Consider the following 23,207-nt stretch of genomic DNA (forward strand, 5'->3'; position numbering starts at 1 on the left):
AGAACGGGAGACGGACCAGTGGCCGACAACGCGCGGGCGAAAAGGCTGGCGGACCTCATCCGGGAGGTGGTGGCCCAGAAGCTGCAGCGCGGGATCAAGGACCCGCGGCTCGGCTCGCACGTCACCATCACGGACACCCGGGTCACGGGTGACCTGCGGGAGGCGACCGTCTTCTACACGGTCTACGGGGACGACGAGGAGCGGCAGGCCGCGGCCGCCGGCCTGGAGAGCGCCAAGGGCATCCTGCGCTCCGAGGTCGGCCGCGCGGCCGGTGTGAAGTTCACGCCGACCCTCAGCTTCGTCGCGGACGCCCTTCCGGACACCGCCCGCACCATCGAGGACCTCCTCGACAAGGCCCGGCAGTCCGACGCGAAGGTCCGCGAGGCCTCCGCGGGCGCGGCGTACGCGGGCGGCGCCGACCCGTACCGCAAGCCGGACGAGGACGAGAGCGCCGAGACGGACGGCGACGCCGCGGAATGACCCAGAAGCACACCACGCCCGACGGCCTTGTCATCGTCGACAAGCCGTCGGGCTTCACTTCGCACGACGTGGTCGCCAAGATGCGCGGCATCGCCCGGACCCGCCGGGTCGGCCACGCGGGCACCCTCGACCCCATGGCGACCGGCGTCCTGGTCCTCGGTGTCGAGCGTGCCACCAAGCTCCTCGGGCACCTCGCGCTGACCGAGAAGGAGTACCTGGGCACCATCCGCCTGGGCCAGAACACGCTCACCGACGACGCCGAGGGGGAGATCATCTCCACCGCGGACGCCTCCGAGGTGACCCGGGACGCCATCGACGCCGGCATCGCCAAGCTGACCGGCGCCATCATGCAGGTGCCGTCCAAGGTCAGCGCCATCAAGATCAACGGCGTGCGGTCGTACAAGCGGGCCCGTGAGGGCGAGGAGTTCGAGATCCCGGCCCGCCCGGTCACCGTGTCCTCGTTCGCGGTGTACGACGTCCGTGACGCCGTCGCCGAGGACGGCACCGCCGTGCTCGACCTGGTCGTCTCGGTGGTCTGCTCGTCCGGTACCTACATCCGCGCCCTCGCCCGCGACCTGGGCGCCGACCTGGGCGTCGGCGGCCACCTCACCGCGCTGCGCAGGACGCGCGTCGGGCCGTACAAGCTCGACTCCGCGAAGACGCTCGACCAGCTCCAGCAGGAGCTGACCGTGATGCCCATCGCCGAGGCGGCCACGGCGGCGTTCCCGCGCTGGCGGGTGGACGCCCGGCGCGCCGGGCTGCTGCTCAACGGCGTCCGCCTGGAGATGCCCGAGGAGTACGCGGGCGCCGGACCCGTCGCCGTGTTCGACCTGGAGGGCCGATTCCTCGCCCTCGTCGAGGAGCAGAAGGGCAAGGCGAAGAGCCTGGCCGTCTTCGGCTGACCGGGACCCGGCCTCCGGGCGGCGCTCAAGCCTGCCCGTGGAGCGGCGGCGGCCACGGGGTACCGCCGGTGCCGCCGCTCCACGGGTCCCCCCTCGGTTCCCCCACCCCTAGGGTGTATCCAGCCGCCCCCGCTCATTCACCCGACCGGGCGGGCGCTCGGAGTGAACCGGGGGAGCGGAAGGGGGCGCTTTCGCTCCGCGAACTGTCCCGCTGATCATCCCCCGCCTACCGTCGAAGACGAGGGCACGCGTGTACGGGCGGGGAGGGTACGGCCATGGCGGCACAGGACGAAAAGCCAGAACCCACCGACGCCTTGGACCCCGCCCGGCCCATCAACCGCACGGAGTTCCCGGACCCCGGCGACGGCGACTCGAGCGGGGCCGTCGTCCCGGGCGAGGTGAGCACGGCCGGCCGCACGGACGGGGCCGGCGCCGCGGGGCGGGACGGCTTCCCCGCCCAGACCGGCGACAGCGCCCCCGCCGCTGCTTCGGGACCGGTTGGCGGCCCAGGCCCCATCGGCTACCCGAGCGTGACCGGATCGCCGAGCCCCGTCGGCGATCCGGGCAGGGTCGGTGGCTCAGACGGGATCGGCGTCCCCAGGCAGACCGTCAAAGCGAGCTGGGTCGGCCTCCCGGGCTGGATCGCCGCCCCGAGGGGGAGTGGCGATTCGAGCCGTGTGGCCGTCCAGGACGGGGCCGGTGGCTCCAGCGGTGCCGGCGGCCCGGAGTCGACCGGTGGCCTGGGCGGGGGCGGTGGCTCCAGCCGTGCCGGCGCACTTGGGGCGACCGGAGACTCGGGCTCGACCGCCGTTCCGGGCGGGACCGTTGCCCCGTGGCGGGCCGGCGGCCTGGAGCCGCCATGCGGGCTGAAGGAGTCCGGTGGCCCGAGGGCAGCCGGTGATTCGGGGCGTGTCGACGGCCCAGGGCCGATCGTCGGTCCGAGGGCGTCCGGTGAGTCGGGGCGTGCCGACGGCCCGGGGCCGATCAGCGGGCTGAAGGGAACCGGCGATTCGAGCCGGACCGGTGATTCGCGGCATGCCGTCGGCCCGATCCCGGTCGACGGCCCGATCCCGATCGACGGCCCGGAGCGGATCGGCGGGCCGGGGCCGATCGCCTGGCTGGGGCCGATCGCCGGGCCAAAAGAGACCGGCGGTCAGAGCGTGACCGGCTATCCCGGGCGGGCCGGTGCCCTGAGCCGGATCGCCGTGCCGGGTCGGGCCGTTGTCGCCGGCCGTGGTCGTGGCGCGGACCGCGCCGGGTTCGACGGGCTCGTGCAGATCCGTGATCTGGCCGGGCGTCCCCGGGGCACGGGGTTTCTGGCCGATCACAGTGGCACCCTCCTCACCAGTCACGAGGCCGTCGACGGGCTCGGGCGGCTCGTACTGCACGCCGCCGGGCAGCGCACCTGCCTGGTCGGCGTCGAGGCCGTCACCGCGCTGCCCGAGCTCGGGCTGGCCCTGGTGCGTACGGAGGGGCTGGACGTGGCGCCGCTGCCGCTGACGGTTCGCGAACGGGTCGAGTCCGGTGCCTACGTCAGAGTCGCCGCCGGCTGCTGGCGCGAGGCACGCGTACTGGCCGCCACCCAGGTGACCTACACCGCGACCGACCGCTTCCACCTCATCGACGACGCCCTGGAACTCGCCATCGGAACGGCGGGTCAGGACGCGCTCCGGCTCGGCGGTGGCGCGACCGGGGGACCGGTGCTCGACGCCGGGACCGGTGCGGTGCTCGCCGTGCTCGGCACCGCCCTGCGCTCCGCCCGGCGCGACACCGGGTTCGCGGTGCCCCTGCGACCGGCGGCCGAGGGCCCGCTCGCCGAACTGCTCACCCGCAACGCGGCGACCGTGCCCGCCCACGGCGCCGACCTCAACCTGGCCGGTGTCCTCGAACTGGCCGCCACCTCCGTGGGCCAGGACGGCCCGCCCGGCGCCCTGGCCGGACACACCGGCGCGGCCGGCCTCACTCCCGTGCGGCCGGTCGAACGAGAGCGAGTGACAGTCGAGTTGGGTGCCTTCGCCGATGCCGATGCCGGTGGCCATGGCGATGGTGCGGCCGCCGCGGGACGCGCCGTGCTCGGCCTCGTCGGCGCCCCGGGCAGCGGCCGTACGACGGAACTCGGGGCCCTCGCCGCCCGCCGCCATGGGGCCGGGCGGCCCGCCCCCACCCTGTGGCTGCGTGGTGCCGACCTCGAGGACGCCGACGGGTCCGTGGCCGACGCGGTGCGCCGCTGCCTGGCGCGCGCCGCGCGTATCGTCGCCGCCGGTCCCTCCGCGCCGCCCGCAGGTACCGCCGACCCCACTCCCGAGCGGGTGGCCGGCCTCGCACGGCGGGCGGGCCGGCCGCTGCTGCTCCTGCTCGACGGACCGGAGGAGATGCCGCCCGCCCTCGCCGGCCGACTGCCCGAGTGGATCAGGGACACGGCGGAGTGGCTGGGGGAGACCGGGACGCGGCTGGTGGTGGCCTGCCGGGAGGAGTACTGGGAGCGTGCCGGAGCCGAGCTCCCCGCCGGTCTGCTGCACGCCCCGACCACGGCGGAAGCCGGGGCCCCGCTGCCGCCGTGCGTGCGGATCGACGATCTCACCCGCGAGGAGGCCCGCGAGGCCCGTGCCCGCTACCGCGTCCCCGAGGGAGTCCTCGACGACCGCGACGCCCGGCACCCGCTCACCCTGCGCCTGCTCTCCGAGGTCCGCGCCGCCCTTCCGGACGACGTTCCGCCCGCCGGCCCCGTCGACCGGCACGAGGTCCTCGCCGCCCACCTGGACCTGATGTGCCTGCGTGTCGCGGTCCGCCTCGCCGCCGAGAACGGCCTGCGCGGCACGGCCGTACGGCGGCTCGCCGCCCGGGTGGCCGGGCAGGCGCACGAGGCCGCCCGGCGCAGCCTCGGCACCGGACAGGGCGAGCTGGACCGGGAGTCCTTCGAGGCGGTGTTCCCGTGGGGGCCCGCTCCGGCGCGGCTGGGCGGCGGCTCCGGCTGGGCCTCCGCCGTCCTCGCCGAAGGTCTCCTGGTCCCGGCCGGCGACGGCTACCGCTTCGCCCACGAGGAACTGGCCGACTGGATCCAGGGTCTGCACCTCGACCTGGACGAGGCCCTCGACGCCCTCGTCCACCGCCCCCCGCGGGATCCGCACCTCACGCCCCTGCCGCACCACCGAGTCGGACCGGTGGTCCAGGCCCTGCTCCTGCTCGCCCGCCAGCAGGGCCACCGCGAACTCACGCTGCGACTCCGTGAGTTGACGGACGCCATCGACACGGAGCCGAATTCCTGGTGGCCCGCCCGGCTCCTCGCCCGTACTCTGCTGGCCGTCCCGGACGCGACGCCGTACACCGTGGTGCTGCGCATCCTCGCCGATCACATCGTCACCTGGCGCCGCGAACAGCGCCCTGTGCCCACCGAGTTCGGGCCGGCCTTCTGGACCGCACTGCCCGTCCCGGTCGAGGAACGCCTCTCGTTGCTGCGCGAGCTGGTCCTGGCGGACACCGCGCCACCGGAGCCGGCCGACGCGGGCGGACGTCACCTCGACGCCGTGGCCCGGCTGCTCGCCGCCCGGCCCCGCGTCGTACAGCCGTACCTGGCCGGCTGGTTCGACGACGAGCGGCCGCTGCCCGCGGCCCCGGACGCCACCGTGGCCACCGCAGCCCAGGCGCTGCTGCACACCCACCGGCACGGGGCCCTGGACGACCTGACCGAGGTGCTCGCCACCAGTGCGCACCCGCGCGCCGACGAACTGCTCGCCGTCCTCGCCGAGGACGAGCCCTCGGCGCTCTGCCGGGCCGTCGACCGCTGGGCGCACGACGAGCGCCCCGCCCGCCGCGCCGCGGCCGTCGTGTCCGGGCTGCGCGCGGCCCCCCACGTCCACTCGGCGGCCGACCGGGAGCTGCTGCGCTACGCCGCCCTCGCCCTGCTCGCCCGCCCCGCCGACCGCACGCTGCACGGCGGTGCCCTCGCCCTCCTGGTCCGCGACCCCGCAACCCGTGAACGGCACCTGACCGAGGCCCTGCGCCACTTCGCCGACGGCGATCCGCTGTTCCCGCCCGCCGCCCTGGTCCCGGTCCTGGACACCCACCCCGGGCCGGTCCTGGAGGCGTTCCGCGCCCGCCTGAGCGGTGATGGCGGCCCGGACGCCGGGGAGACACTGCGCCCGCTCGCCGACATCACCTCCCATGCCGTCGCCGGCCGGGTCGCCGCCCTGGTCCGGGACGCGGTGGAGACACGCCCGGAGCTGGCCGCGCCCGTGGCCGACTACGTGGACCGCTGCCTGGACCGGGGCCCCGCCACCCGCTCCGTACTGCTGCCCCTGGTCACCGGACTGCTCGACGACGGCCCCGAGGAGGTCCGGGCGGCCCTGGCCACCGTCCTCGCCGCCCCCGGAGCCCTCGCCTCACGGCCCCTGCGCCGCGAGCTGCTCGACCTCCTGCTCGCCCACGAGCGGGAGCCGTCCGTCCTGGACGCCGTCCTGTACGCCGCGGCCCCGCACGGAGACGGCCGGGAGACGGAGCTGCGCGCACTGGTCCACCGCACCGGGCTGCTCCTCGTCCGCACCCCCGAGGGCGCCACCCGCTTCGACTGCGCCCTGGTCGACCTGGCCCGGCACGCGCCCGGCTTCGCCGCCCGGATGGCCCGCTGGCTGAGCGAGGCCCCCGACGACTGGGCCGCGGTGGTGGGCCCCAGCGCCCACCGCATGATCGACAACCTGGCCGGCGTCCGCGTACCGGCCTGAGCTGCCGGGGAACGTGCGCCCGGTCACAGCCTCCATGCCGATGCGGGCGCCGGGCACCCGGCATGGCACCCTTAGACCTGCACAAGAGGTCAACGGTAGACACGGACAAGGGTTCGAGGAGCGGTCACAGTGCAGCGCTGGCGTGGCTTGGAGGACATCCCCCAGGACTGGGGGCGCAGCGTCGTCACCATCGGTTCCTACGACGGCGTCCACCGCGGCCACCAGCTGATCATCAAGCACGCCGTCGACCGCGCCCGCGAGCTGGGTGTCCCGGCCGTCGTCGTCACCTTCGACCCGCACCCCAGTGAGGTCGTCCGCCCCGGCAGCCACCCGCCGCTGCTCGCCCCGCACCACCGCCGGGCCGAGCTGATGACGGAACTGGGCGTCGACGCCGTCCTGATCCTCCCCTTCACGACCGAGTTCTCGAAGCTGTCGCCCGCCGAGTTCGTGGTCAAGGTCCTGGTCGACAAGCTGCACGCCAAGGAGGTCGTCGAGGGCCCGAACTTCCGCTTCGGCCACAAGGCGGCCGGCAATGTCGGGTTCCTCACCGAGCAGGGCGAGATCTACGACTTCGGGGTCGAGGTCGTCGACCTGTACGTCACCGGCGAGGCGGGCGGCGGCGAGCCGTTCTCCTCGACCCTGACCCGGCGCCTGGTCGCCGAGGGCGATGTGACCGGCGCCCGCGAGATCCTGGGCCGTCCGCACCGCGTGGAGGGCGTGGTGGTGCGCGGTGCCCAGCGCGGCCGTGAGATGGGCTTCCCCACGGCCAACGTGGAGACGCTCCCGCACACCGCGATCCCGGCCGACGGCGTGTACGCCGGCTATCTGCACGCGCAGGGCGAGGCCATGCCGGCCGCGATCTCGGTGGGCACCAACCCGCAGTTCGACGGCACCGAGCGCACGGTGGAGGCGTACGCCATCGACCGCGTCGGCCTCGATCTGTACGGCCTGCACGTCGCCGTCGACTTCGTCGCCTATGTCCGCGGCCAGGCGAAGTTCGAGTCGCTCGAGGCGCTGCTGGAGCAGATGTCCGACGACGTGAAGCGGTGCCGGGAGATCGTGGCCGCGGAGGCGTAGACCCCCTGGACATGGAAGGGCGGCCGGTGCGATGCGCACCGGCCGCCTTTCGTCGTACCGTCCCCGTGGCCTACCGCTGCGGCGGAGCCTGCGGGGGCTGGGCCTGGGGCGGGGCGGGCTGCGGCGGATAGGGCTGGGCGGGGGCGTCCTGCTGGTGGGGCGGGCCCGGCTGTGCCTGCTGCCCCGGGTACGGCTGCGCCTGCCCCGGCTGTGCCTGCTGCGGCGGGTACGGCTGCTGCTGCGGCGCGTACGGCTGGCCGGGCTGCTGCGGATAGGGCTGGCCCTGGTGTGACTGACCCGGATACGGCTGACCCGGATACGGCTGACCGGGGTAGGGCTGGTCCGCCGCGGGCTGTCCGGGGTACGGCTGGCCCGGCATCGGCTGACCCGGGTACGGCTGGGCCGGCATCTGCCGGCCCGGCATCGGCGGGGCGGCCACCGGAGGCGGGTTGCCGTCGTTGGTCCACAGACCGTGCATCTGCTGGTGCCGCACGATGTCCTCGGCGACCATGGCCGCGAGGTTGAAGTACGCCTCCCGCACCTTCGGCCGCATCATGTCGAGGTCGACCTCGGCACCGGCGGCCAGATGCTCGTCGAAGGGCACCACGATCACCCCGCGGCAGCGGGTCTCGAAGTGCGAAACGATGTCCTCGACCTTGATCATCTTGCCGGTCTCGCGTACCCCGGAGATGACCGTGATCGACCGGGAGACCAGGTCGGCGTAGCCATGCGCGGACAGCCAGTCCAGCGTGGTGCTGGCGCTGCTCGCCCCGTCGACGGACGGCGTCGAGATGATGATCAGCTGGTCGGCGAGGTCGAGCACCCCGCGCATCGCGCTGTAGAGCAGGCCCGTGCCGGAGTCGGTGAGGATCACCGGGTACTGCCTGCCCAGCACGTCGATGGCGCGCCGGTAGTCCTCGTCGTTGAACGTGGTCGAGACGGCCGGGTCGACGTCGTTGGCGATGATCTCCAGACCGGAGGGCGCCTGCGACGTGAACCGCCGGATGTCCATGTACGAGTTCAGGTACGGGATCGCCTGGACCAGATCGCGGATGGTCGCCCCGGTCTCCCGGCGCACCCGGCGGCCGAGCGTGCCGGCGTCCGGGTTCGCGTCGATCGCGAGGATCTTGTCCTGCCGCTCGGTGGCGAGGGTCGAGCCGAGGGCGGTGGTGGTGGTCGTCTTGCCGACGCCGCCCTTGAGGCTGATGACCGCGATCCGGTAGCAGGACAGCACCGGCGTGCGGATCAGGTCCAGCTTCCGCTGCCGCTCTGCCTCCTCCTTCTTCGCGCCCAGCTTGAAACGGGACCCGACGGCGGCGGGCCGGCCGCTCTTCGCCTTCTGCCGCTTGTTGTTGAGCAGCCGGTCCGAGGACAGCTCCACGGCCGCGGTGTAACCCAGCGGCGCGGCACCCGGGTTGGTCGGCTGCCGCTGGTCGTGCTGGATCGGCTGCGGCCATGCGGCACCGGCCCGGGGATCGGCGGCCGGCTGCGCGGCCTGGCCCGCCGCACCGGCCTCCGGGTTCTGCGCGGACGGCTGCGGCTGTCCCGGCTGTCCCTGCTGGGGGAAGCCGTAACCGCCGGGCTGAGGCTGGGGGTTGGGCATGCCGGGGTGCTGCGGCTGGGGTGCGGCCGCGTTGGGCTGCTGCTGTCCCTGCTGGGGGAAGCCGTAGCCGCCGGGCGGGGTGGGGCCGGTGGGGGCCTGCTGCTGTCCCTGCTGGGGGAAGCCGTAACCGCCGGGCTGAGGCTGGGGGTTGGGCATGCCGGGGTGCTGCGGCTGAGGTGCGGCCGCGTTGGGCTGCTGCTGTCCCTGCTGGGGGAAGCCGTAGCCGCCGGGCGGGGTGGGGCCGGTGGGGGCCTGCTGCTGTCCCTGCTGGGGGAAGCCGTAACCGCCGGGCTGAGGCTGGGGGTTGGGCATGCCGGGGTGCTGCGGCTGAGGTGCGGCCGCGTTCGGCTGCTGCTGTCCCTGCTGGGGGAAGCCGTAACCGCCGGGCTGTTCGGGCGTGGGGCCCGGGTGTCCGGGTGCTCCGGCGGCCGGCGGCTGACCGGGCTGGCGCCAGGCGGCGGGCGCGGGCTGAGGCGCCTGCGGCTGGAACGGCGGCTGCTGCCCGGGCACACCTCCCGGGCCCTGCGCCGCGGCAGGCTCCGCCTGTCCGGCCGGCATCGGGCCCGGCTGCTGCTGCTGCGCTTGCGCGGCCTGCGCGGGCCACTGGGCGGCCGACGCAGGGGCGGCGGGCTGGTACGACGGCGGCAGCGGAGGCAGTCCGTTCTGCGCGGGCGGAGGCCCCCAGGCGGGCGGTGCGCCCTGGGGAGTGCCGGGAGCGGCCGGATCGGCAGGAGCGGAGTGCTGCGGGGCACCGGCCTGCGGAGCGCCACCCTCGGGCGTACCGTCCCGCGCCGGGACGTCGCCGGACTCCGGTGCGTCCGGCCGGGCGTCGGCGGCCGTGCCGTCCTGCGCCGACACGGCGACGGCGGCCTCGGCGGCCTCGTCGTCTTCGCTCCGGCCCTCGGGGGCGGTGCCTTCCGCGGCCCCTGTCTCCGTGTCGCCTTCCGCTTCCGAACCCGCGGGACCGGCCCCCGCCGCACTCTCTGCGGACCCGTCGGTCTCGGCGGACCCGGCGGGCTCCGTGACCTCGGCCGACTCGGCGGAGTGAGCGGCCGCATCGGCGTCCGCTCCCTCGGCGTCCCCGTCCGACGCGTCTACAGCGGCGACAGCGGCGACAGCGGCGACAGCGGCGGCATCGGAGTCACCGTCACCGCTGCCGTTCTCGCCGGCGCTCTTCTCTGCGGAGCCGTCCGGCGAAGCGACCTCGCCCTCGGCCCCAGCCGGGGGCTCACCGTCCTCCGCGAGCGGGCCGGCACCGTGAGCCAAAGCCTCGTCCGCGGCACCGGCGGCCTCCTCCGCGGCGGCCGCGCGCTCAGCCCGCTCCGCGATCTCGGCCATCTCGCGCTTCAGCGCGACGGCGGAGAACCGCATGGTCGCCCCGCTGTCCAGGTCCCCGTTGTCCGGCTCGGGCGCGGTCGGCGGCGCGGCGGCCGCGGCCGAGCTCTCCTGCCGGGGCGGTTCGGCCGGCCGCGACGGCTGCTGCGGCTCGAACCCCTCGGGCAGTCGCGGCACCGGAACCGGGCTCCCCGTCGGGGGCGCGGGAGGGGCGTACGGCGCACCGGGACCGCCGGCCGGAGCCTGCGAGGCGAACGGCGCCCCCGGGGCGGGAGCGGGCGGTGCGAAGGGCGCGCCCGGCGCGTGCGCCGGGGGAGCGGGCGGGACCGGCGGGGCGTACGGGGCGCCTGGCGTCGCCGTACCGGCCGCCGGAGTCGCGTACGGCGGCGGCGTCGGCCCCGAATCGGGGGCCCCGGACGGGAACTGCGGAAGCGGAGCGGCACCGGGGACACCAGCGCCGCCGGCCGTACCGGAACCATGGGCGCCACCGGCGTCGCCCGCGCCACCGGAACCTCCCTGCGTCCCGGACGCGTTCTGCGTGTACCAGGCGGGCGGGGCGTAGTCGATGGTGAACTCGCCGGTGGTCTCGATGGCCGATTCCGCGTCGGGCTGGTCATCGCCGGGTGTGGCCCAGCCCCCGCGGATGCCGTCCCGATCGCTGCTCACAGTTCCTCCTGGTGTGGTCGGGCACCCTCATGCCGTGCTCGGGGCGCCCCGTTCCGTCGTGCGATGTCGCCGGGGCCTCCCCGCGTGGGCCACTGGCCCCCTCAGTCGCGAAGCCGTTCCGCCCGCTCGCGGGAACTCGCGACGTGCCCTGCCCCAGCCTAATCACCAAAAGCGCGGGCCCGGCAGGCCCGTCCGCCCCCAACCTGCCTGCTCCGCGGCGTCACACCGGGCCTACGAGGGGCGGGGCGCGCATCGACGTACACCAAAACGTGACGAAAACGCACCGCGTTCAGCCCCCGGAGGCGCCGGAATTGACGCGAAAAGTCGCCAATCCAGCTCGAAAACGGGCCAAGTTGGACGCGTGTCAGTCCATCCGGCGTGCCACGCCCAGCAGCCCGGTCTCGGCGTCCGTCGCCCGCGTCATCACGTACTGCCGGTCCCGCTCGGTGCACCACAGGGTCACGCCGTCCGGAAGCGTGGGCAGCGCCTCGAGCTCCGGGCGCGGCAGCGCCAGCACCCGCCCGATCTCCGCCGCCTCGTCAGGCGACACCCGCTGCACACCCACCAGACGCGCCTGACGCATCAACCGCGGCGCCACCGGGCTCAGATACGGCAGCAACGTCAGCACCGACTGCCACGGCGCCGACGCCACCCGTCCACGCGGCGGCCGCATACCGCAGTCCCGCACCACCAGCACCGGCGTCCCCGCCGAGGCGCCCTGCGGGGGCACCCGGCCGACGTCGTACACCGCGAGGCCGTTCTGCCCGCCGCCCATGGCGTGCACCATCGGCATCCAGGCCTGGGCCCGGCCCGTCTCCACCGCCACCCGGGCACCCGTGGCGGCCGCGCGCAGGGCCATGACCTGCGCGGTCCACAGACCGCCGATGAGCACCATGTCGAACGGTGTCGGACGGTTGACCCCGAGCACCGCGGGCTGCCCCTCGGTGTCCAGGCCGACCACCACACCGTCGTCGCCGATCGGCAGGGACAGCGCGTCGGCCTGCTCCACAGGCAGTGTGTGCCGCGGATGGCGGGGGCCCAGCAGACCGAAGCCGGTCCGCAGCCGCTCGCCGAGACCCGCGCGCGACGGGGCCGCGCCCGGACGCGACCCACCCGGCTGGGTGGGCGAAGTCGTGATGGCCATCAGCGGGCACCTCCGAGCGGCAGGGTGGCCAGAACGCCAGGCAGCTGTTCCCGGTCCAGGCGGGCGAGCCCGGTCCGCGCCTCGCGCGCCGCACGCTCCAGATCGCGCCGGGCGTCGGTCAGTTCCTGGTTGCTGCGGCCGGTGATCCGCAGGTGACCCGTGATGGACACGTTCTGCTGCGCGCCCCTGGCCAGGGTCAGACTGAAGGTCGTCGCCAGCGCGGGCACCGCGGTCAGCCGCGCCACCAACTGTGCCAGCGAGCCCCCGGAACCGCCCAGTTGCGGCCAGCGACGCACCCAGTAGGTGGTGTGCCGGCGGTTGTCGCAGCGCCAGCTGCGGCTGGACTCCTCGGTGCGACGCTGCGGAGCCTCGCCCCGCCCGGCCTGGGCGGCCTGCGCCGTCACCATGGGGTTGGCGCACGCCGAGGTGGCGATGGCCGCCGTCAGCTCCTCCTCGTTGAGCACGCTCGCCCGGAACCCGGCGCCGGTCAGCCGGCTCGCCAGGTGCTCGGCCGAACGCGCCAGGCACTTCTGCGCCCCGAGCAGCCCGCCACCGCGCGCGGCGACCGCCTCCGGGCAGAGTTCGGGATCGAGCTTCAGCGCGATCCACGTGATGCGCACCGCGGGAGAACCGGTCTCCGCCTGCAGCGGCGCGTAGTTGCTCACCACCACCGACTGCTGCGGCAGGTGCAGCGCGGGCGCGGGCTGCGTGTGCACCACGATCTGCGCCGACTCGAGGTGGATCCCGTCGACTTCGAGGACGTCCCGCACGAGGGCCACCGGCAGCGGTCTGCGGCCGCGCTCCGCGCGCAACGCGCCCGCGTCCGACTCCACCTGGAGCACCGCGGTCAGGAAACCGCCGTCGCCCACCATGCCGATCGGCCGCTGATCGCGGTCGTCACCGCGGCTGTGGCTGTACGTGCGCAGGGACGGGTCGCACTCCACGGCGGGCGCCAGACCGGAGTCGGTGCCCACCGGCACCGGCGTGCCCGCGGCGCGCCGGTTGCGGGCCCGCAGCGCCAGCAGGGTGCCGAGCCACTCCGGCAGCGAGCGCCCCCGGCGCCGTACGACGGCGAGCACCACCAGCACCGCGGCGATCGCGCCCGCGACGATCAGCGCGACCGTGCCGACGAGCCAGCCGCACACCACGAGCGCGCCCGCGATCTCCAGCAGCACCAGCCGCTGCACCGCGAACGAACCGCCGCGCCCGGAACGGGACTCGGTGTGCGGAGCGAAAGCGCCCTGCGAGGACGCGGAAGCCCGCTCACCACGCCGCCCGGAGGAGGAAGAGCCGCGGGCACCCGACCGGCCCGCGTCACCCGATCGTGCCCCCGATTGCGATCGCGACCGGGCCCGCGTTGCGGAAGCCATCACTCCAAAACCCCCGAACTCTCCCGAAATCCCTTGCGCTCCGGTCCCTTCAAGCCCTGAGCACCCTACCCGTGCCACACGCACGTCCACGCAACAGGCATAGTAGGGGCCGGGTCTGACAGTCGAGGCACCAGACGCAACCGAGGACGGGGGACGGATCTTCACAGGTCCCCCACGGCTCCGCAACGGGGAGAGAGCGGACACAGATGGCATCACGGCGGGACGAACTCAACGCCTACACCTTCGCGAAGCGCCGCACGCTCGCGTCATTCCTGCAGCCTTCCCCCTCCGGTTCCGAGGAGGGCGCCCCGAAGCCGCTGAAGGCACTGGTGCCCGGCCTCGTCGTCGGCGCCGTCGTCCTCGCCGTGTTCGGCGCGATCGGCATGTTCAGCCCGACCGCGCCCAAGGGCTGGGACACCCCGGAAGAACACGTCATCGTCGCCAGCAAGTCCACCACCCGGTACGTCGTACTGAAGACCGGCAAGCAGAAGCAGCTCCACCCGGTCCTCAACATGGCCTCCGCCAAACTCCTGCTGGACCCCGGCAAGGACAGCGTCATCACCGTCGACGAGAAGATCCTCGACAGCGGCAAGCCCCCGCACGGCGCCACCATCGGCATCCCCTACGCCCCCGACCGCCTGCCCACCCCGGACGAGGCCTCGGCCACCAAGCGCTGGTCGGTCTGCGAGCGCCCCGGCGACGGCGGCCGGGCCATCCAGAAGGCGGCGTTCGTCCTCGCGCAGAAGGAGTGGTCCAGGACGGACGGGGGCGACAAGCTCGCCAAGGGCGACCTGATGTACGTCGTCGGCCCCGACGGCAAGACCCAGTACGTGGTCGACGCGCGGGGCACCGCGTACGAGATCGCCGACCCGGCCGACAAGGAACTCCTCAAGGCCCTCGACACCCAGAGCCGCGCCCCGCAGCGCGTCTCCCAGGACTGGCTCGACACCCTCCACAAGGGCGACCCGGTCTCCATCCCGTCGATCCAGGGCACCCCCGGCGAGAAGGCGGGCGCCTCCGAACTGCTGCGCCAGTACGACAAGGTCGGCGAGGTCATCAAGGCGTACGACGGGCAGACGATGCAGTACTACGTCGTCCTGAAGGGGAAGGTGGCCCGCGTCTCCGAGTTCACGGCCACGCTCCTGCTCAACAGCGGCGACCTCGTCGGCGTGGGCCAGGCCGGTGAGGCGCAGCAGGTCAGCCCCGGCGCGGTCGTCGACAGCACCACGTTCGACGGCGGCCGTAACTGGCCCGCGTACAAGCCGAGGACGGTGAACGACGGCTCCAGCACCACCAGCGGCCGCAACACCCTCTGCAACGTCATGCGTTCGGTCGGCGCCAAGGGCGCCACCACCCTGTCCACCTGGGTCGGCAAGGACTTCCCCGCCCAGCTCCCCACCGGTTCCTCCAGCGCCTACGTCACCCCCGGATCCGGCCAGCTCTACCGCCAGTTCCAGGGCACCGAGACCACCGCCGGCGGCGTCTTCCTGGTCACCGACACCGGCCTGCGCTACGCCCTGCAGTCCAACAGCGACAGCGCCACCGACGACCAGGGCATTGGCACCTCAGCCAAGCGGCGCAAGGAGGAGCTGAGCGAGGCGAAGATCGCCCAGACCCGGCTCGGCTACGAGAACGTGACGCCCACGCCCATCCCCGTCGAGTGGTCGAGGTTCCTGCCGACGGGCCCGCGCCTGTCGGAGTCGGCGGCGCGGCAGCCGCAGGGTTCCTAGCGGCGCGGGAGGAGAACGCACTCATGCAGAAGTCGAAGCCGTCGGGGACGCGGCCCGCGCGGACGGTGCCGTCCGGCCCCCGGCCCCCGGCCCCCGGACGTCCGAGCACCGTGGCCCGGACGGCGGCCCTGGCCGCCGCGGCGCTCCTCACCGCCACGACCACCACCCTCGCCCTGCCGGCCACCGCGGCCCACGCCGACGACGGCCAGTGCACCTTCCCGGCGAAGAACTACACGGGCCGGCCGTGGGCGCTGCAGCGCGTCAACCTGGACGCGCTGTGGGCCCAGTCCACCGGCAAGGGCGTGCGGGTGGCCGTGATCGACACCGGTGTCGACGTCAAGAACCCGCAGCTCACCAAGGCCGTCGACGCCTCGAAGGGCAAGAACCTGCTGCCCGCGAAGAACTCCAAGGGCGAGAAGATAGAGCGCGGCAACAGCTCGGGCACCACGGACACGGTCGGCCACGGCACCCGCGTCGCGGGCATCATCGCCGCCCGGCCCGCCAATGGGACCGGCTTCGTGGGCCTGGCCCCGGACGCGACGATCATCCCGATCAAGCAGAACGACGCCGAGGGCGACGGCACGGCGCTCACCCTGGCCGATGCGATCAAGCACGCCGTCCAGGCCGGCGCCGACGTCATCAATATCTCCCAGGACACGGCCAACGCGGTCCGGCCGGACTCCAGACTGGAGCAGGCCGTCGCCTACGCCCTCAACCAGAAGGTCGTGGTAGTCGCCTCGGCCGGCAACGACGGCCTGGGCGGCAACGTCAAGGTGACGTACCCGGCGTCGTACCACGGCGTGCTGGCGGTGGCGGCCTCCGACCGCAACAACGAGCGGGCGGCGTTCTCACAGTCGGGGGACTTCGTGGGCGTCGCGGCTCCCGGCGTCGACATGATCTCCACCGTGCCCGGCGGCGGCCACTGCTCGGACAACGGCACGAGTTTCTCGGCACCGTATGTCGCCGGCGTGGCCGCCCTGCTGAAGGCCAAGTACCCCGACTGGACGGCCCAGGAGGTCACCGCCCAGATCGAGCAGACCGCGGAACGCTCGATCCCCGGGCACGACCGGCTGGTCGGCTGGGGCGTGGTGGACCCGGTGAAGGCGCTGACGGACGTGGACCCGGAGCACCCCGTCCAGTCACCGCGCTCCGAGGACGGCGTCTCCAAGGGCGAGGCCCCCTCGGTCACCCCCCTGCACTTCGGCGAGACGGCGGAGGAACGCGACACCCGCATGGCGACCTACGTGGTGGTCGGCGGCCTGGTCCTCGTCGCGGGCCTGACCGGCACCGCCGTTGCGGTCCGTGACGCACGGCGCCGGCGTCCGCGGCAGCCGGGAGGCGGCTCGTGGACGCGCTGACGAAGATGAACGTGTTCCTCCTCGTCCTGTGCGCCGTCCTGCTGGCCATGGCCTGCGTGCCGGCGGACCGGGTACGAGCCTGGCGCGCCGGCATCAACCCGTCGGCCCCCGAACTGCCCGACGCCTCCTTCGTCGTGGCCCGCGTCCTCTTCGTGGCCCTGGCCATCGGCGGCGTCTACACGGCCGTGCAGGGCTTCGGCGTCTCCGACCGGATGTCCTGGAGCGACAGCGAGCTGACCGGCGCGGTGCACCAGGCCACCGACGACCTCGACGGCTACGCCTACAGGACGGACGAGACGGGCGACTCGCCCTACTTCACCGACTACGAGTCGCTGACCGAGGAGAAGGTGACCCGTTACGGCGGCGGCGACGCCCCCGAGACCGGCGTCCTCGCCGACCCGGCGGACACCGACACGGACACCGACGCCCACCTCACCGTCACGGCGTCCGGCGCGGACAACGCCTTCTGCGTCCACCTGCAACGCACCCGCGCGAAGAAGGACGACTACACACCCCCGGGCCTGAACGGCAGCCCGGGCACCCTGACCTTCCGGGGCTACCGGCTGACGGCGGGGGTGCGGACCGGGGAGTGCTGACGTTCCTTCCGCCTGGCCTCACAACTTGCCGAGAACGACCCCACGCCAGGTCCAGCCGGACTTCAGCACAGCGCTCTGCAGGGGCTCGCGCAGCTCCGCCGCATCGAACCGGAAGGTCTCCGTCGCCTCCAGACGCCCGTTGTCCCCCCGGCCGAGCGTCCACTGCCGCGTGACGGTCCGGTCCTGCCCGCGCGAGTACGACGACGCGACCTGAAGCCTCGGCGGACTGCCGACCCGGCTGACCTCCCACTGCTCCTCGAGGGCACGCACCTCATGGGCGTCGCGGTCCAGCCGCATCCGGATGCGCACGGCGTGCGTGATCTGTGACTCCACGAAGAAGCCCTGCCAGGCGGGTTCCGCGATCCGCCACTCGGCCACCAGATCGGCGCCTTCCGCGGCACCGTAGCGGACGACGTACGGAACATCCGGCCCGTTGAGCCCGAGCAGGGCCGTACGCAATTCATCCGCCTGGATCGGCGGAACACCGTCCGCGGGACGCCGGGTTCCGGTCAGCTTGTCGAAGAGTCCCATGGGCTCAACCTACGAGGGACACTGCCGCCGGCACAACAAACACCCTTCCCGCTCCCGCGGACCACTCACGACGTCGCGCCGCTGCCCGGACGCACACTGCGGACAAGGTCGCTGAAGTCGTCGAGGACGGCCGGATGCTGGGCCGCGGTCGAGGTGAGGATCAGCCGGATCACCGCCCGCTTGTGCGGATCGGAGACGTCCAGCATGGACATGTACACCTGCGACTGGACGAGGTCGCGGCGCACTCCGCCGGCGATGGTCGAGAAGGACAGCGTCTGCGTGAGGCCAGGAGCCTCCGCGGAACCCGTCTCGCGCCGGCCGGTGACGGCGACCGAGGTGACCGCCCGGCCGAGGCGCTCCACGGACTCGTCGGCGATGTCCGGCAGCGTCGCCGGGTCCGGACGGTACTCGCCGTCGACCGTGATGTTCGCGGTGAACCCGCCGTCGGACGGCAGATGCACCGCCACGAACGCGGCACCGGGGGCACCGACCTCGTCCGGAGGCGCCGAGCGCCAGCCCTCCGGCAGCTCGAAATCGATCGGGACCGGCAGGCTCGTGGCCATTGCGAGCCCTCCTTCCTAAAGCGCTGCGCCCTTGCGACGGGCATGAGAAGTGTGGATCAGAACAGGCTGCCGATGGCGTCGCCGGCCGAGCTCAGCCCGTCGCCGACGGCATCGGCCAGATCGCCCGCGGTGTCGGTGACCTTGCCCGGGTCGACGGTGAACTCGAGGCCCACTTCACCACCGACGATGGGGGAGAGACCCACACTGGTCTTGAACTCCCACTTCCCGTCCTGGGTCTTCCCGATGTCCAGATTGGCCTCGGCACCCGGACCGGCCCACCCCTCGGCGGTGACACCCGCGCCGATACCGCCGATGTCCGCGCCCACGGTGCCGCCGCCCTTCGCCCCCGCGAACGCCTCGCCGCCCAGGTTGATGCCCTCCAGGCCCGCCCCGGCGTGGCCTCCGGCCTCGGCACCCGCCATCGCCTCGGCACGTCCGTACACACCCACCGGGCCCACGTCGAAGCGGCCCTTGGACGAGGCCTCGCCGCCCACCAGTGCGCCGGCCTCTCCCTGGATGCCCTCATGGGTGATGCCACCGCTCACGGAGCCCTTGGCGCCCGCATAGGCTTCGGCCTCGCCGTCGAGCTTCACCGGCCCGTTGGTGAGCGAGCCCTCCGCGCTCGCGCGGCCCAGGTCGGCATGCGCCTCGGCCTCGCCCATCTTGCCGGATCCGGTGTCCGGTCCGGTCGCCTCCGCATCGACATCGGGACCTGAGGCCTCGGCCTCCCCGTCGGAGACCCACCCGTCGGGTTTGGTGGGGGTCTGCTTCGACTCGGCCACGTATTTGTCGATGCCGGTGTGCGCCTGGCCGTTGAAGCCGGTGAGCGTGCCGTCGTTCATGTCGGAGTCGAGCACGACCGCCTTGAGAGCGGTCTCGACATGGGCGTCGGCCTCGACGACGTTCTTCACGGCCTTGTCCACGTGCTCCTGCCAGGAGGCGACGGCCGAGTGCACGGACTGCTGGTAGTCGGGGTCGTGGTGCATGGCGTTGCGCTCGCCGTCGCTGAGCTTCGAGGTGTCGTAGGAGACCACGCCCGCTTCGGACACCGCCATGCCGGCCTTGACCGCGTCCGCCCGGGCCGACTCCAGCTTCTTGCGCAGGTCCGTGAACTGCGTGTGCGCTTCACGGAGCAGCGAGGCCACCGCCTTGGCCTCCTTCTGGGCGCTCTGGAACTGCTTGAGCGTGACGTCGAACCGCCGGCCGGCGGCGTTCGCGCTCAGCCCGGTCCAGGTCTGTCCCGTGGAGACGCCGTGCACATCCCGCTTGTAGGCGATCTCCTGCTTGTTGAACTCCTTCGCCATCCCGTCCCAACGGTCCGCCGCCGTGGAGAGCTTGGACAGGTCGGTGGTCATGATCTCGTGGTAGTTCGGCATGGGTTCCCCGTTGTGTGGCGTGGCAGCGTGCCGGTCGGGACGGCCGATCGGTGACCGCGGCCGGTTTCGTCAGTAACTGGTGAGCACGGACACCGAGCCGGCGTTCGTCCCGGTCTGGATGTCCGTGTTCTGCAGCACGGTGTTGGCGCTCCGCAGCGACGCCTTGTCGGACGCGAGCATGTTCATCAGGTTCTGCACCTGCTCGCCCCACGTCTCATGCGCCTTCTTCAGAGCCCCCGACGTGTGCCAACCGTCCCGGAACTCGGAGACGGCCGAGTCGGTCTCCGTGTCCGCCCAGTCACCGGCCTTTCGGGTGTCGGGCTCGATGTGGTCCTCGATGGCCTTCGCGGCGGCCTTTTTCTCGGCCGGAGAGGAAGCGAGGTCCTTCTGCCCCCCGAGCAGCGGCGGGGGACCGGAGGACCCTCCGGGATCGGACGGCAACTGGTTCAGCCGCATCCCGACGGGCTGCGCGGCCGCGTCGCCCGCGGTCTGTCCTGCTTCCGGCACTGCCATGACTCCGCCTCTCCCCGTTCGCCGCCGAGTCCGCGCGGCAACTCCCTGCATCCGAGCGCGTCGTAGCGCATCAACCGAACGGCCCGGCTGAACGGCCTCAGCCCGCAGCGGGCGAAGCCTTGTCGTCGGCCTTGAAATCGAAGTTGATCTTCCCGTCGTCCACAGAGGTCACCTTGACCGTGACCCCCAGGGTGCTGCCGTCGTCCGCGGTGAGCGTGCACCGGGTCGTGGTACCGACCTTGCCCTTGAGATCCTCGGGGCAGGTGACGTGCGGCTTGGGCCGCCCGGTGGCGGCGGCGAGCTTCGCGGAGAGCGTGGAGGCCAGCTTGTCGGCGGACAGTTTCGGCGTGGACTCCCCGACACTGACGGAGGCCGAGCAACCGGAGAGCAGAGCGCCCACGGCTACCGCCGAAACGGCCGCGGACCTGCGGAACTTGGGCATGTGGGATCTCCGATTTTGCTGAGCATGACAGAAAGACCCACGCAGCATACTTGGCAGGACTGCCCCCACCCTCTCGAGGAGGGAGGTGCATACAACGCTCGCCGGCTCTCCATTACTCCTTCGGATCTCCCGCGCGTGCTCTTCACGGACGGCCCGCTGAGGGATGCTGCCGGGCATCGCCAACTCACGTGTGGCACGCTCTAGTTACCTTGTACGCACCGACCTCGTGTAGAGGTTCGATGGAGATCGCCAACGGTGTCCCCGCCCGCGTCGGCCGTGCCAGGCGGGCCGGTTCATCCGCGGCTGAGGCCGCAACGGGGTCGCGGTGGGCGCCGGTTCACTGCAAACAGGAAAATGGGACAAACCGTGGCGTCAGGTGTTGTCTCGTAACCGAGTTAAGACACATGCCTGGTTGGACCGGTTGGGCAGGTTGACTAGAGTGGTAAAGGCGTTGTGAGACGCGGCTCGCTTTGCGATCGTACGGCGAGCGGGTGGTTGGTCCCGGCCCGTCAGGGCCGGCGGACCGTACGGGGAAACGGGGAGGAGCGCGTCGTGCTTCCGGCAGACATGGTGGGGGGCGTGTCGGCTACCAGGGCGGCGAACCTGGAGGCCAGCGGTGAGGCGTTGGACAAGTTCGTGTCGCGGGTGGATGCGGTTCTCGCCACTCTTGAGGCGTCCGCGGGCAACCCGATGAAGGTCGGGGCTCAGACGATCAGACCCACCTCCCTGACTTCAGGCGCGGAAAGCGACTTCCCTGAAGCGCACGGCCTGTACAAGCAGTACAACCGAGTCCACGCAGAGCTCACCTCCTTGTCCAAGACCCTGCACTTGCAGATCGAGGCGATCGGCATCGCGGTCCAGGGCGCGTACCACGGCTTTGAGAAACTCGAAGAGGAGCAGCGTCAGCGGTTCTGGGCGATCCAGACGGAGATCGGCAAGATCGAGGACAAGCAGGGCGGGAAGCAGCGCACCGGCACCGGCACTGAGATGAAGGCGTGACGATGACGGACAAGCGGCATGAAGCGGACCTGAACCGAATCTCATCGCAGAACGATGTGACGGACTTCGTCCGCGGTGTGGAGGACGGCCCGCGAGCCGGGTTTCTCGACGGCATCGTCAGGGCTGCGGTCGGAGCCACCCCTTTCGGACAGGCCATCGTCGGCCGGACGGACTTCGGGCAGCGCGATCTCGATCTGAACAAGATGCTTGATCTCGTCGAGCAGACGGACCCGGAGGATCTCGAGTCCTCGGGCAAGGCGCTGTGGGATGCGCGAGACGCGATCAAGGCGGCTGCGGACGAACTCTATGGCCACATCGACAAGGTTCACTGGGTCGGAGAGTCCGGCGACGCGTTCCGCGGGTGGGGCGCCAAACTCGTCACCAACACGCACCACTTGAGTGACTTCGCAGGGACAGCCGGCGACCAGATCACAGCGGCGGCCGTCGGGCTCGCGTCGGTGAGGGGTGCCATGCCGGACCGCGATCCGGCAAACCACAAGCGACCCGCGGGTTTCACGGCGGCCGAGAAGGCAGCAGACAAAGAGGGGTATGCCGCCGCTGTAAAGGTGGAGAAGGACCGCCAAGAGGCGATCAACCAGATGAACCGGTTGGCGTCGTACTATGCGGTGTCCGAAGAGGTGCTGTCAGGCCTGCCTGTCAAGGAGAAGACCCCGCAGTTCACCTCCATGCCTGACGTGGGAGTGCCTCGGCCCCGCGGCGTGCGCGAAGTCGACCGTTCGGGGTCAACCACGGGTTCGCACGGGGGTACCGAAGCAGCCTCCGCTGTATCTCCTGGAGCCCACCACGCATCTGTGACTGGTGATGTTCCCAGCCACGTGGCGACCGATGGTGCGACGCCGACCAAGCACATCCCCGGCAAGATCGCGGATCCGGATGTGCCTGTGGGCACGAACATCGACACCGTAGGCACACTGCCTCCCCCTGCTACGCCGGCCGGTACCAGTCACACGCCGCCGGTCGTGGGTACACCTCCGACAACCGGCGGCCAGCCCAATGTGTTCGAAGGGCCTTTCGGGACTCCGGTTCCAAATGCCTCATCCGGGCGGGGCTTGAGCGGCACAGGATATCTCCGCACGCCTCCGTCCGCTCAAGGCCGTGCGGGTACGTCCGGCACGACCGGTCCGGCCTCCGGACGTACCTCGGGGCAAGGACCCATGAACCAGATGGGCCGCTCTTCCCCGACGGGTCAGTCCGCGGTCAAGGGCGCCACCTCCGGATCGAAGCCGACGTCGATGGGCCGAGCGGTCACCGGTGGCACGCCGAGGACCGGCGGCTCGGCAGCACCTCGGGCGAATGCCGGGCCGGCGACCGGGGCCGGTCGCTCCAACGGAGTCGTCGGAGGACGACCTACGAGCACCGGTGGCAATCCGGCGAAGGGCGGATCGAAGATTCCCCGCGGCACCGTCATCGGCCGCGAAGGGGCTGCTGGTTCCCGTCCCGCGACGGGCCGACTGGGGCAGCGTGGCGTCTTCGGGACGTCCGAGTCCGCCGCCAGGTCGGGCTCGAATGCGACTGGTTCCCGTCCGGGTACGGGAGCGTCCGAAGCCGTCACCGGGAGGCCGTCCACACGTAACTCCGCCGCAGGAGCCGAGCGCAACGGCATGACGCGTGGGGGCGCAGGACTCATGCGCGGCACCGGACGCCAGGGCAAGCCGCGCGGCGAGGAGAACGTCCAGGCGGCGCCACGCCCCGACTACCTGGTCGAAGACGAAGAGACACACCTGCCCGACAAACCCCGGCGTGACGTACCGCCGGTGGTCGACTGAGCGCGAACGAGGACACG

Annotated in this window: 17 protein-coding genes; 9 read left to right on the forward strand and 8 right to left on the reverse strand. The window is 72.7% G+C overall.

Annotated features, from left to right (window positions below):
* The first annotated feature begins 18 nt into the window (after window positions 1-18).
* From rbfA to ABZ478_RS35640, 4 genes are all read left to right on the forward strand, one after another.
* A complete protein-coding gene (gene rbfA, locus ABZ478_RS35625; RefSeq protein ID WP_358935815.1) occupies window positions 19-480 on the forward strand; it encodes a 30S ribosome-binding factor RbfA in 462 nt (153 codons plus the stop codon).
* Window positions 477-1,382, forward strand: coding sequence for a tRNA pseudouridine(55) synthase TruB (gene truB, locus ABZ478_RS35630; RefSeq protein ID WP_359556303.1), 906 nt, complete (start codon window positions 477-479; stop codon window positions 1,380-1,382). Before rbfA ends, truB begins: the two co-directional genes overlap by 4 nt.
* A gap of 1,271 nt (window positions 1,383-2,653) precedes the next feature.
* Entirely contained in the window at window positions 2,654-6,100 is a 3,447-nt protein-coding gene (locus tag ABZ478_RS35635; protein WP_359556366.1) for a serine protease, read from the forward strand.
* A 129-nt stretch (window positions 6,101-6,229) separates the two neighbouring features.
* Window positions 6,230-7,177, forward strand: a complete 948-nt coding sequence (locus tag ABZ478_RS35640) for a bifunctional riboflavin kinase/FAD synthetase (RefSeq protein WP_359556306.1) — start codon at window positions 6,230-6,232, stop codon at window positions 7,175-7,177.
* A 70-nt stretch (window positions 7,178-7,247) separates the two neighbouring features.
* Here the strand turns inward: ABZ478_RS35640 and ABZ478_RS35645 are convergent, their stop codons facing one another.
* From ABZ478_RS35645 to eccE, 3 genes are all read right to left on the reverse strand, one after another.
* Window positions 7,248-10,781 carry an SCO5717 family growth-regulating ATPase gene (locus tag ABZ478_RS35645; RefSeq protein ID WP_359556309.1) on the reverse strand — a complete coding sequence of 1,178 codons (3,534 nt, stop codon included), beginning with the start codon at window positions 10,779-10,781 and terminating at the stop codon, window positions 7,248-7,250.
* 364 nt (window positions 10,782-11,145) lie between these two features.
* Window positions 11,146-11,925 carry a hypothetical protein gene (locus tag ABZ478_RS35650; protein ID WP_359556311.1) on the reverse strand — a complete coding sequence of 260 codons (780 nt, stop codon included), beginning with the start codon at window positions 11,923-11,925 and terminating at the stop codon, window positions 11,146-11,148.
* On the reverse strand, window positions 11,925-13,112 hold the full coding sequence (gene eccE, locus ABZ478_RS35655; RefSeq protein ID WP_359556314.1) for a type VII secretion protein EccE: 1,188 nt from the start codon (window positions 13,110-13,112) through the stop codon (window positions 11,925-11,927). The genes ABZ478_RS35650 and eccE overlap by 1 nt, the downstream gene beginning before the upstream one ends.
* A gap of 389 nt (window positions 13,113-13,501) precedes the next feature.
* Here eccE and eccB point away from each other — a divergent pair, with 389 nt between their 5' ends.
* From eccB to ABZ478_RS35670, 3 genes are read left to right on the forward strand one after another with little or no spacing between them, the layout of a single operon-like run.
* Complete coding sequence (eccB, locus tag ABZ478_RS35660) at window positions 13,502-15,025, forward strand: type VII secretion protein EccB (protein ID WP_359556316.1); 1,524 nt, start codon at window positions 13,502-13,504, stop codon at window positions 15,023-15,025.
* Between the two features lie 23 nt (window positions 15,026-15,048).
* Entirely contained in the window at window positions 15,049-16,383 is a 1,335-nt protein-coding gene (gene mycP / locus ABZ478_RS35665; protein WP_359556317.1) for a type VII secretion-associated serine protease mycosin, read from the forward strand.
* The gene (locus ABZ478_RS35670) at window positions 16,371-16,979 is read left to right on the forward strand and encodes a hypothetical protein (RefSeq protein WP_359556320.1); all 609 of its coding nucleotides are present in this window, start codon (window positions 16,371-16,373) and stop codon (window positions 16,977-16,979) included. Before mycP ends, ABZ478_RS35670 begins: the two co-directional genes overlap by 13 nt.
* A gap of 18 nt (window positions 16,980-16,997) precedes the next feature.
* Here ABZ478_RS35670 and ABZ478_RS35675 read toward each other — a convergent pair whose 3' ends face one another.
* From ABZ478_RS35675 to ABZ478_RS35695, 5 genes are all read right to left on the reverse strand, one after another.
* Window positions 16,998-17,510, reverse strand: a complete 513-nt coding sequence (locus ABZ478_RS35675) for a hypothetical protein (RefSeq protein ID WP_359556323.1) — start codon at window positions 17,508-17,510, stop codon at window positions 16,998-17,000.
* Window positions 17,511-17,575: 65 nt separating this feature from the next.
* On the reverse strand, window positions 17,576-18,073 hold the full coding sequence (locus ABZ478_RS35680; protein WP_359556325.1) for a hypothetical protein: 498 nt from the start codon (window positions 18,071-18,073) through the stop codon (window positions 17,576-17,578).
* A gap of 56 nt (window positions 18,074-18,129) precedes the next feature.
* Complete coding sequence (locus ABZ478_RS35685) at window positions 18,130-19,449, reverse strand: hypothetical protein (RefSeq protein WP_359556328.1); 1,320 nt, start codon at window positions 19,447-19,449, stop codon at window positions 18,130-18,132.
* Window positions 19,450-19,518: 69 nt separating this feature from the next.
* Complete coding sequence (locus tag ABZ478_RS35690; protein WP_359556331.1) at window positions 19,519-19,962, reverse strand: hypothetical protein; 444 nt, start codon at window positions 19,960-19,962, stop codon at window positions 19,519-19,521.
* 97 nt (window positions 19,963-20,059) lie between these two features.
* Window positions 20,060-20,404, reverse strand: coding sequence for a DUF4333 domain-containing protein (locus ABZ478_RS35695; RefSeq protein ID WP_359556333.1), 345 nt, complete (start codon window positions 20,402-20,404; stop codon window positions 20,060-20,062).
* A gap of 552 nt (window positions 20,405-20,956) precedes the next feature.
* On the opposite strand from ABZ478_RS35695, the gene ABZ478_RS35700 reads away from it, so the two are divergent.
* Window positions 20,957-21,403, forward strand: coding sequence for a hypothetical protein (locus ABZ478_RS35700; protein WP_359556335.1), 447 nt, complete (start codon window positions 20,957-20,959; stop codon window positions 21,401-21,403).
* A 2-nt stretch (window positions 21,404-21,405) separates the two neighbouring features.
* Window positions 21,406-23,190, forward strand: a complete 1,785-nt coding sequence (locus tag ABZ478_RS35705; RefSeq protein ID WP_359556369.1) for a hypothetical protein — start codon at window positions 21,406-21,408, stop codon at window positions 23,188-23,190.
* The last annotated feature ends 17 nt before the right edge of the window (window positions 23,191-23,207 follow it).

The sequence above is a fragment of the Streptomyces sp. NPDC005706 genome (assembly GCF_040631045.1).
In the GTDB taxonomy this organism is placed as follows: Bacteria; Actinomycetota; Actinomycetes; order Streptomycetales; family Streptomycetaceae; genus Streptomyces.

Excerpts from the sequence above, each read along its gene's own strand:
- truB (WP_359556303.1), top strand. The coding sequence starts at position 477 with ATGACCCAGAAGCACACCACGCCCGACGGCCTTGTCATCGTCGACAAG.
- ABZ478_RS35650 (WP_359556311.1), bottom strand. The coding sequence starts at position 11,925 with ATGGCCATCACGACTTCGCCCACCCAGCCGGGTGGGTCGCGTCCGGGC.
- eccB (WP_359556316.1), top strand. The coding sequence starts at position 13,502 with ATGGCATCACGGCGGGACGAACTCAACGCCTACACCTTCGCGAAGCGC.
- mycP (WP_359556317.1), top strand. The coding sequence starts at position 15,049 with ATGCAGAAGTCGAAGCCGTCGGGGACGCGGCCCGCGCGGACGGTGCCG.
- ABZ478_RS35675 (WP_359556323.1), bottom strand. The coding sequence starts at position 17,510 with ATGGGACTCTTCGACAAGCTGACCGGAACCCGGCGTCCCGCGGACGGT.
- ABZ478_RS35680 (WP_359556325.1), bottom strand. The coding sequence starts at position 18,073 with ATGGCCACGAGCCTGCCGGTCCCGATCGATTTCGAGCTGCCGGAGGGC.
- ABZ478_RS35685 (WP_359556328.1), bottom strand. The coding sequence starts at position 19,449 with ATGCCGAACTACCACGAGATCATGACCACCGACCTGTCCAAGCTCTCC.
- ABZ478_RS35690 (WP_359556331.1), bottom strand. The coding sequence starts at position 19,962 with ATGGCAGTGCCGGAAGCAGGACAGACCGCGGGCGACGCGGCCGCGCAG.
- ABZ478_RS35695 (WP_359556333.1), bottom strand. The coding sequence starts at position 20,404 with ATGCCCAAGTTCCGCAGGTCCGCGGCCGTTTCGGCGGTAGCCGTGGGC.
- ABZ478_RS35705 (WP_359556369.1), top strand. The coding sequence starts at position 21,406 with ATGACGGACAAGCGGCATGAAGCGGACCTGAACCGAATCTCATCGCAG.